Genomic DNA, 6,780 nt, shown 5'->3' with positions numbered 1-6,780 from the left:
GCGTCACACCGAGACGCTGTTCGTCGATGACGGCAAGCGACAGCTCAAGCTTTCGGTGCGCATCGAGCCGCTTAGCATCGACGCCGAAGTGGTTGGCGCACTGATGATTTTCCCGACGCCTCACGAGTCTGGTCAACTCGATCAGATGCTGCTCGACAGCACCAAATTCGCACTCAGCGTGCAGATGATGCGCAGCTTCGTGCGCTTCCGTTTCGAGACGCGCTCGCTGACCGAGCTTTTCCTGGAGGTGGCGGAGCGCCGCTGGCGCGACGAGGCCGATATCGTCAGTCGCGCCCGCCGGCTGGGGCTCGACTTGACCGTTGCACAGAAGATGATCGTCGTCGACCTCGCCGAACAGGACGGTGCCATCGGCCTTGCCGATCCGCATCACGAGGTCATGCGTCTGCTGCAGCAGGCCGGCATTGCCGGCACGGCAATCGCGGTGGAGGATGGGCTTGTCTGTCTTGTCCCGGCCGATACCGGGCAGGATGGCGCGCGCTTCGCGAAATTGCCGCACAAGATTGCGGCCGGGCTTGGCCGCTATTTCGAAGCTGAGCCGGTGGTTGTGCTTTCCGAGGCCTGTGCCGCGCTGGTCGATTATCCCATCGCCTGGGAGCGGTGCCGCCGCATGATCCGGATCGGCCGTTCCTTCGGGCGCGCCGGCGTTTTTGCCGGCCAGGATTTCGGTCCGCTGCCGATATTGGTCGCCGCTGCCGACGCTCCGGACGTGCGCGGCTTCGTCGACGAAAGTGTCGGCGCCCTGATCGCGCATGACCGCGAGCACGGCACGCCCTATCTGGAGACGTTATTTGCCTATCTGCGCGAGGGCTGCCGCAGCCAGGCCTGCGCCGACGCCATCGGCCTGCATGTCACCACCTTACGCTATCGCCTGTCGCGCATGGAGGACCTGTTCGGCATCCGTCTCGACACGCCCGAACAGCGCTTCGCGGTTGAACTCGCGATCCGTCTCAGCGGCATCATCGACAGCCGCACGCCGACAGCCCGTTAGACTCTGTTGACCTCGCCACCACTGTTTCGACGCGGCAGCCGCCGCAAGTGCAGGCGCGCTGCGCCTGCACTTGCTCGGGATGGCAGCAGCACGCCCCGACATCTTTCCTACAGACCGGAGGAAGAAGGCCGGCCGTCTCTTGCCTAGCTTTCATCCGACACTATGGGAGGAAAGCAATGGCGGACGCGGTGGTACACAGGACGATCGACCCGATCGCCTTGCGTCGTGCCTTCGGCACCTTCGTCACCGGCGTGACCGTCATCACCACGCGCGACTGCGACGGCAATCCGCGCGGCATGACCGCGAACTCCTTTACCTCGGTCTCGCTTGACCCGCCGTTGCTCCTGGTCTGCGTCGCCAAGGCGGCGGCGAGCTTTCCCGCATTCAACGAAACACGGTCCTTCGCGGTCAATTTCCTCCATGAAGGCCAGGTCGACGTTTCTTCGGTGTTCGCATCCAAAGCGGCGGACAAATTCCAGTCGGTCAACCATGACCGCGCCCACACCGGCGCGCCGATCCTCACCGACAGCCTGACATGGTTCGACTGCACCGTTCACAACCGCATCGAGGCCGGCGACCACATCATCCTGATCGGCCAGGTCCAGGCTTTCGGAACCAGCCCATCGGCGCCGCTCGGGTTTTGCCGCGGCCGTTACGCCAGCGTAAAGGATCCGCTGCCTGCCGGCTGGCTGGCCTCGCAGGACATGATCATCGGCTATCTTGTCGAAGCCGGCGACCGCATCCTCTTGCGCACCGATGGCAAGGGAAGTTGGGTGCTGCCGACGGCGCGGCGCCGCAAGGCCGACAGTCAGCTCGTCCTCGATGGCGGCGAGGCGCTGACCCTCGTCCCTGAAAACACCTTCCTCTATTCGGTCTTCGACGTCGCCGACAGCGACCCGGGCTATCTCATCTACCGCGCCGAACTGAGCCGTGAGAGCGCTGAAGCCGCACTTCCGGAGGGTCACGCCTTCTTTTCCGTCGACGCGCTGCCCTATGAGCGGATCGCCACGCATGAACTGCGCGCCATGCTGCGCCGCTATGCCCGCGAGCGCCAGGACAAACGCTTCGGCATCTATATCGACACCGGCGATGGCGGCCGTGTCGCCATGATCGACGGCCAGTCGCAATCGTGGACGCAGGCCGCGTCCGAATGATGCTCCACGCAGGACAGACAGCATGAAAACGACGGTCGGATCGCTCGAAGGCTCACGCCAGAACCTGTTCATCAACGGGGCGTTCGTGGCGCCGAAAACCGGGCAGTACATCGACAGTTTCGACCCGACCACCGGCAAGCCCTGGTACGAGTTCGCCGAGGCCGGCGCCGAGGATGTCGGCGCGGCCGTCGAGGCCGCACGTACCGCTTTCGCGGCGCCTGCCTGGCGGCGCATGACCCAGACCGACCGCGGCAGGCTGGTGCGCCGGCTGGCGGAACTGGTGCTGGAGCACGCCGACGCGCTGGCGCTGATCGAGACCCGTGACAACGGCAAGCTGCTCAAGGAAATGCGGGCGCAGATGCGCGCCATGCCCGACAGCTACACCTATTTCGCAGGGATGGCCGACAAGCTGCTCGGCGACACCATTCCGGTCAACAAGCTCGACATGCTCAATTTCAACCTGCGCGAGCCGATCGGCGTCGTCGGCATGATCACGCCATGGAACTCGCCGCTGATGCTGCTCACCGGCACGCTGGCGCCATGCCTGGCGCTCGGCAACACGGTGGTCGTCAAGCCGTCCGAGCATGCCAGTGCCTCCACGCTCGCGCTGGCCGAGCTGATCATGGAGGCCGGCTTCCCGGCCGGCGTCGTCAATGTCGTGACCGGCACCGGCGCCGTGGCGGGGGACGCGCTGACCCGGCACCCTGGCATCGCGAAATTCGTCTTCACCGGTTCGACGGCGACGGGCCGGCGGATTGCCGCCAATGCGGCTGAGAACCTCATCCCCTGTTCGATGGAACTCGGCGGCAAGTCGCCACATGTCGTCTTCGACGACGTCGACATCGACCATGCCGTCAACGGCGTCGTGTCCGGTGTGTTCGCGGCGGCTGGGCAGACCTGCGTCGCCGGTTCGCGCTGTTTCGTCGAGGCCAGCGTCTACGATCGGTTCGTCGAGGCGCTGGTCGAACGCACGCGGCGCGTGCGGGTCGGGCTGCCGATGCTGGAGGAAACCGACGTCGGACCGCTGGCGCTGTCGGTGCAACTCGCCAAGGTAGAAGGCTACGTCGCCTCGGGCGTGCGCCAGGGCGCGCGGATTGCGGCCGGCGGCAAGCGGCCGCAGGCGGATGAGCTTGCAGGCGGCTGGTACTTCGAGCCGACCGTGATGACCGATGCCGACAACGGCATGGACTTCATGCAGGAGGAACTATTCGGTCCTGTCGTCGGCGTCATCCCGTTCTCGTCGGAAGACCAGATGATCCGTCTCGCCAACGACACCCGCTATGGCCTCGCCTCCGGCATCTGGACCCGGGACATCAACCGCGCGCTGCGTTTCGCCAGGAATGTTGAAGCCGGCACCGTCTGGATCAACACCTACCGCGCCTCGTCCTTCATGTCCGCCAATGGCGGCTTCAAGGAGAGCGGCTACGGGCGGCGCGGCGGCTTCGACGCCATGGAGGAGTTCTCGCGCCTGAAGAACGTCGTCATCGACTACTCGGGCGCGATGCAGGACCCCTTCATTATCCGCCTTCGCTGACCAAACCGACGCACTGGGGAGACCGACATGAAATTCGCCGTTTCGCTGACCATGGAACGCTTCTCGCCCGACATGCCGATGTCGAAGGTGAAGAGCAATCTCCTCGAGTTGGCGCGCCTGGCCGACGAAGGTGGCTTCGAGACGCTGTGGACGGCCGAGCATCACACGATCGAATGCACGATCTCGCCCAACCCCCTGATGACGCTGACCTGGCTTGCCCAGCATACCGAGCAGATCCGCCTCGGCACCTCGACGCTGGTCGCGCCCTACTGGAGCCCGATCCGGTTGGCAGGGGAGGCGGCACTTTGTGATCACCTGACCGGCGGGCGGCTGGAGTTCGGCATCGCGCGCGGTTCTTACCAATATGAGTTTGACCGCATGGCCGGCGGCATGCCGCAGCAGGAAGGCGTTGCCTATCTGAAGGAGCTGGTGCCGGCGGTGAAGAAGCTGTGGGCACAGGATTATGCCCATGACGGCGATTACTGGAAGTTCCCACTCGCCGCCGGCGTGCCGAAGCCGCTGCAGAAGCCGCATCCGCCGATCTGGGTGGCCGCGCGAGACCCGGGAACCTTCGACTGGGCGGTCGGCATCGGCGCTTCGATCCTGTCGACGCCCTTGTCGGCGCCGGCGGCCGAGATCGCCGTGCTCGGCGAGAAATTCCGCAAGGCCGTCGCCGATCATCCAGAGGTGCCGCGCCCGCGCCTGATGATGCAGCGGCGCACCTGCGTCTACGAACGAGCGCAGGACTGGGAGATCGCGGTCGGGCATGCCATTGACTATGGCCGCGCGTTCGAGAACCTGTTCCAGAACATCGGCACCGTGCAAAACGGCTTTCCCGAAGCTATCCCCTACGAGAGAGTCAAGGGCAAAGACAATTACAATCCCGAGAACATCCGTCGCAACCTGATGTTCGGCACGCCCGACGAGGTGATCGAGAAGCTGCTCGACTATGAAGCCGCGGGCGTTGACCAGTACTGCCTCGGCCTGACGTTCAACCTGCCGTTCGAGCTGCAGAAGAAGACGATCAAGCTGTGGGTCGACGAGGTGATGCCGGTCTTCGCCGCGCGCGAGCGCGACAGGGCGCGCCAGGCGGCGAGGGCGTGACTATGGCGCGCTCCGGCCAGCTCGATGTCGATGGCGTGCTGCTCAACTGGCGCCTTGAGGGTGAGGGTGGGTTGCCGCTGGTCTGCATCCATGGAGTCGGCTCCTATCTCGAAGCCTGGAGTGGCGTGGCGGGCCAACTGAAAGATCGCTTCTCGGTTCTCACCTTCGACCTGCGCGGCCATGGCCGCTCCAGCCGGATCAAGGGCCGTTACGAGATCGACGATTTCGTCAAGGAAACGCTGGCGCTGGCCGACCATGTCGGGTTTGCCACCTTCCATGTGGCCGGGTTTTCACTGGGTGGCCTGATCGCACAGCGCCTGTCGCTGACCCATGCCGAGCGCCTGAAAAAACTGGTGTTGCTGTCGACGGTCGCCGGCCGCACGCCCGAGGAACGGCACGCGGTGCGTGGCCGGCTGGCGGCGCTGATGGCGAGCGATGCCTCAGTGCATCATGAAGCCTCGCTGTCGCGCTGGCTGACGGAGGATTTTCAGGACAGCAACCCGGAGACCATCGCCGAGTTGCGCCGGCGTGACGCTGAAAACGACCGCGACTGCTATGCGGCCGCCTATCGCGTTCTGGCCGAGACCGATTTCGGCGGCATTCTCGACCGCATCACCTGCCCGACGCTGATCGTGACCGGGGAGGACGATCAGGGCTCCAGCCCGCGGATGGCACGGCTGATGCACGAACAGGTGCAAGGGTCGCAACTCGCCATCCTGCCCGGACTTCGTCATTCGATCCTGATCGAGGCGCCGGCTCGGGTTGCCACGCTGATGGGCGATTTCCTGATGGACGCTGACCGCGGGAAAGGGGGGCGGCGCCGATGAATAGCAGCCTTCGCGATGCGAAAGCCAACGCCGGACACCAGGGGCTGCACGACACCTCGCAGGGAGCGGGCCGGGACCTTCCCTGTGATCGGGGGAATGGCGACGGCAAACATCCTCCGCCACATCGGAAGACCGGACCGGCCGCGACGTCGCTAAATCCGCGGGCCTTTGGGAGAGGACGCCGACCAGGTCGGCACGAAATTGCGACGTCACGACCGGCTGAACGGAAGTGACTGCAAGGAACTGAACAACAACAGGGGAATACGGATATGACATTCTGGAACAGACCACAGCTGACGTTGGCCGCGATGGCGCTTGCGCTTGGCGCATATCCTGCTCACGCAGGCGCGGTGCTCGACCGCGTTGTGGCGGCCGGCACGCTCAAGGTGGCGACCGATGCCAACTGGGCGCCGCAGTCCTTCGTGAATTCCAGCAACGAGCTGGACGGCTTCGATGTCGACGTCGCCAAGGCGATCGGCAAGCACCTCGGCGTCAAGGTCGAGTTCATCACGCCCGGCTGGGACATCATCACCGCCGGCCATTGGGCGGGGCGCTGGGACATGCATGCCGGCTCGATGACGCCGACCAAGAAACGCGCCGAGATCTTCGATTTTCCGGCGGTCTACTATTACACGCCGGCGGCCGTTGCCGTGCACAAGGACAGCAAGGCCAAGACGCTGGCAGATCTCGACGGCAAGGTGGTCGGCGCCACCAGCACCTCCACCTTCGAGGCCTATGCCAAGAAGGATCTGACGCTCGACGCCGCCGGCGCGCCGCCATTCGAGTACAAGCTCAACCCGAAGGAGGTCCGCTCCTACGAGAATTCGACGACCGCCTTTGACGACCTCCGCCTCGGCGACGGCGTGCGCCTGGACGCGGTGGTCTCTTCACTGCCGTCGATCCTCGACGCCGAGAAGGCCGGTTACCCGATCAAGCAGCTGGGCGACCCAGTATTTTACGAGCCGCTGGCGATCGCCACCGAACGCGGCGATCCCGAACTCTCCGCCAAGATCGGCGACGCCGTGAAAGCGATGAAGGAGGATGGCACGCTGAGCAAGCTTTCCGAAAAGTGGTACGGGCAGGATTACTCGAAGACCAACTAGCCCCCTTAAAAGGCGCCTGCCCCCCGGGCAGGCCGCCGAACAGCCGGTG

At 64.9% G+C, this 6,780-nt stretch carries 6 protein-coding genes; all 6 read left to right on the top strand.

Going from position 1 to position 6,780, the window contains the following annotated elements; genetic code table 11:
* Positions 1 to 1,009: helix-turn-helix domain-containing protein (locus tag EN893_RS00280; RefSeq protein WP_206640075.1), on the top strand; the 1,009-nt coding region annotated here is incomplete at its 5' end.
* Positions 1,010 to 1,185: 176 nt separating this feature from the next.
* Positions 1,186 to 2,163 carry a flavin reductase family protein gene (locus tag EN893_RS00275; protein WP_127266842.1) on the top strand — a complete coding sequence of 326 codons (978 nt, stop codon included), beginning with the start codon at positions 1,186 to 1,188 and terminating at the stop codon, positions 2,161 to 2,163.
* A gap of 22 nt (positions 2,164 to 2,185) precedes the next feature.
* Positions 2,186 to 3,697 carry an aldehyde dehydrogenase gene (locus tag EN893_RS00270; RefSeq protein ID WP_127270401.1) on the top strand — a complete coding sequence of 504 codons (1,512 nt, stop codon included), beginning with the start codon at positions 2,186 to 2,188 and terminating at the stop codon, positions 3,695 to 3,697.
* 27 nt (positions 3,698 to 3,724) lie between these two features.
* A complete protein-coding gene (locus EN893_RS00265; protein WP_127270402.1) occupies positions 3,725 to 4,801 on the top strand; it encodes an LLM class flavin-dependent oxidoreductase in 1,077 nt (358 codons plus the stop codon).
* A 2-nt stretch (positions 4,802 to 4,803) separates the two neighbouring features.
* On the top strand, positions 4,804 to 5,628 hold the full coding sequence (locus tag EN893_RS00260; RefSeq protein WP_127270407.1) for an alpha/beta hydrolase: 825 nt from the start codon (positions 4,804 to 4,806) through the stop codon (positions 5,626 to 5,628).
* A 269-nt stretch (positions 5,629 to 5,897) separates the two neighbouring features.
* Positions 5,898 to 6,731 (top strand): transporter substrate-binding domain-containing protein, encoded by an 834-nt coding sequence (locus EN893_RS00255; protein WP_127270403.1) that lies wholly within the window; start codon positions 5,898 to 5,900, stop codon positions 6,729 to 6,731.
* The last annotated feature ends 49 nt before the right edge of the window (positions 6,732 to 6,780 follow it).

The organism is Mesorhizobium sp. M7A.F.Ca.CA.004.04.2.1, from assembly GCF_004022825.1.
Classification (GTDB): Bacteria; Pseudomonadota; Alphaproteobacteria; order Rhizobiales; family Rhizobiaceae; genus Mesorhizobium.
This window is presented reverse-complemented; position numbering and strand designations above follow the sequence as displayed.